We start from the raw sequence: 2,646 nt of genomic DNA, 5'->3' as shown, positions 1-2,646 counted from the left end.
GTGTACTTTTTCGTGTTCCAAAATACTTTCCATTTCGGCCGCGCTGTACAGTGATGAGTTGTAAACGATGGTGTTGAAATAGGAAAAAGGAGCAATATTTTCTTTCATGTCAATGAATTTATGGTCTGCCTGCTGATGGGGAGTTTTCCCTTTTAAAATGCGGTTAAGGTTATAAAAGTCCAACGCAAACTGAACCAAAAATAATGCTATTCCAATTATATAAGCAATTGCCAGAACGAGATACCAGTTGATTTCAAAACTTTTCTCTTGGACAGGTCTCATTGGAAGTTTTGACCAATCAAAATTGGTTGGCGCTGGTTCTACCCAAATAATTGTGGTAAAAACTATCCATGGCAAAATTACAGATGTGAACAAACCTGCTAAAAGATACCAACGGTTTGCGGTAAAGAAAGTTTCTTTTCGCAGGAGAAAATAATAGGCTATATAGAACAGCCCTATTAACCCGMTTGATTTTGCAATATATATGAATAGTGCTTCCATTTTTTTATTGTTTTTTATTCCGAAGTTTTATTTTTTTTGGTTGTCATGAATCCMATTTTTTTAAGCGGATTTGTTTTATTTCTTTGGGGTTTCAATCATAGAGAGGATTTCACGTAATTCGGCCGCAGAAATTTTCTCTTCTTTGGCAAAAAAGGAAACCATATTTTTATAAGAACTGTTGAAATAATTATCGATTGCCGTACTCATAAAGCCTTTTCTGTAATCCTCAAGGCTTACAATTGGGAAATATTGATGCGTGTTTCCAAAGGCATTGTGATTTACATATCCTTTTTCCTCCAGATTACGTATAATGGTCGAAAGGGTGTTGTAATGAGGCTGTTCTTCTGTGATTTCGGTCATGACTTCTTTTACAAAAGCTTTTTTAAGCTTCCATAAAATATGCATGATTTCTTCTTCTTTGTTTGTTAGCTTTTGCATGAGTTATAAGTATTAATTTTATTTTGACAGTGTAAAAGTTTGATTATTTGTTTTTTATTAATCCTTAGTTTTTATTTCAGTAATTCCATTTAAGACTTTTTCTCCATATTTTGAAACCATAGTGGCTTTTTCAGATTCTGAAAGATTAAAAAGTTTAGGTAAACAATTAACACTTTTTACACTTTGAGGATTAAGATCTTCTAAGGATTTGGATTCTTTGAGCTGACCATCAATAATTATAATCATCTTTTTATAATCAAAATTTTTGTCTTTAAAAATGCTTTTGAATACATCACTTGGACTGATAGAATGACCAATACGGATATCTATTTTTTTGTAACAATTTCAATAACATCATTTCCATCAACATTTCCATATTTAAGTACCGCCTGTGTGCTATTATAGACAGTCATGCTTTCGATTTTGGCAGGATTAATGTCGTTTAGACTTACATTGGCAGGAAGAAAAGTTCCATTTACAATTATTATACTTTTCTTTATCAAATCATTTTTTGAGGCAAGATCATCATTAGCAGTTTGAGTTGTTTTTACATTTGTGTTACTATCAGTGTTTGTATTATTATTTGAATTTTGTATTTTTTTTTCTACAACAGTAATTGTTTGGTTCGTTTTGGAATCATTGATTTTATTGTTTGTAATCAAATTGATTTTTTTGGATCCGTTTTCTTCAGTTGTTATAATAATTCCACAATCATTTATTGCATTATCACCTTCAATTTGAATTTTTTGTTCTTCTTTAGTTCCTTTTTGAATAGCTACTTTAATGTTTGTCAATTCATTATTAGAATTTCGCTTTACATCTGAAACAATGAGATCTAAATTGTGATTTGATTTTACTTTTTCGATAACTTGTTCGAGTTCTTGATCTGTAGTAGATTTTCGAATTTTGTAAACATCAATTGATTTTGATTCTTTAAGACTTTCTTTTTTTACATGATTTTTTTCCTTTGCAATAACTTCTACTTGAAATAAAAGCACAAAGGCTGCAAGTGCTGGAATTACTGCATAATACTTCACTGAATTCCATTTTTTTGATTGGTTTTTGTTTAACATAATGATTCGTTTTTTGATTAATGATTGATAAAAATGATTAGTAATGGAAACACAATTTTCGTGTGTTGTAATTTTTAAAAGCGTGAGCTGGTATGCTTTTTTGTCGGATATGTTTTTGGCGGCTTCACTGTCGGCGATGAATTCCAAATTTTGCAGAATGGCTTTTTTGTACAGCCAAATAAATGGATTGAACCAAAAAAGGATGCAAAAGAAACGCATTATTAAAACGTCTRCGGTATGGTATTGCTCGCTGTGTACTTTTTCGTGTTCCAAAATACTTTCCATTTCGGCYKCGCTGTACAGTGATGAGTTGTAAACGATGGTGTTGAAATAGGAAAAAGGAGCAATATTTTCTTTCATGTCAATGAATTTATGGTCTGCCTGCTGATGGGGAGTTTTTCCTTTTAAAATGCGGTTAAGGTTATAAAAGTCCAACGCAAACTGAACCAAAAATAATGCTATTCCAATTATATAAGCAATTGCCAGAACGAGATACCAGTTGATTTCAAAACTTTTCTCTTGGACAGGTCTCATTGGAAGTTTTGACCAATCAAAATTGGTTGGCGCTGGTTCTACCCAAATAATTGTGGTAAAAACTATCCATGGCAAAATTACAGATGTGAACAAACCTGCT

The 2,646-nt window shown here is 31.8% G+C and carries 3 protein-coding genes and 1 pseudogene; all 4 read right to left on the bottom strand.

All coding sequences use genetic code 11. The annotated features are described in order from the left end of the window. Positions 1–501, bottom strand: a pseudogene (locus tag AC1DVP_RS21210) (M56 family metallopeptidase); the annotation flags it as partial. A 75-nt stretch (positions 502–576) separates the two neighbouring features. Then, positions 577–939: a BlaI/MecI/CopY family transcriptional regulator gene (locus AC1DVP_RS21205; RefSeq protein ID WP_477185458.1), complete on the bottom strand. Its 363-nt coding sequence runs from the start codon at positions 937–939 to the stop codon at positions 577–579. A gap of 57 nt (positions 940–996) precedes the next feature. Further along, positions 997–1,185: a hypothetical protein gene (locus AC1DVP_RS21200; RefSeq protein WP_477185457.1), complete on the bottom strand. Its 189-nt coding sequence runs from the start codon at positions 1,183–1,185 to the stop codon at positions 997–999. A gap of 80 nt (positions 1,186–1,265) precedes the next feature. Continuing rightward, positions 1,266–2,646 (bottom strand): M56 family metallopeptidase (locus AC1DVP_RS21195; RefSeq protein WP_477185456.1); only part of this gene is annotated, 1,381 nt, incomplete at its 5' end.

Source organism: Flavobacterium sp. P3_A6, assembly GCF_056403035.1.
This window is presented reverse-complemented; position numbering and strand designations above follow the sequence as displayed.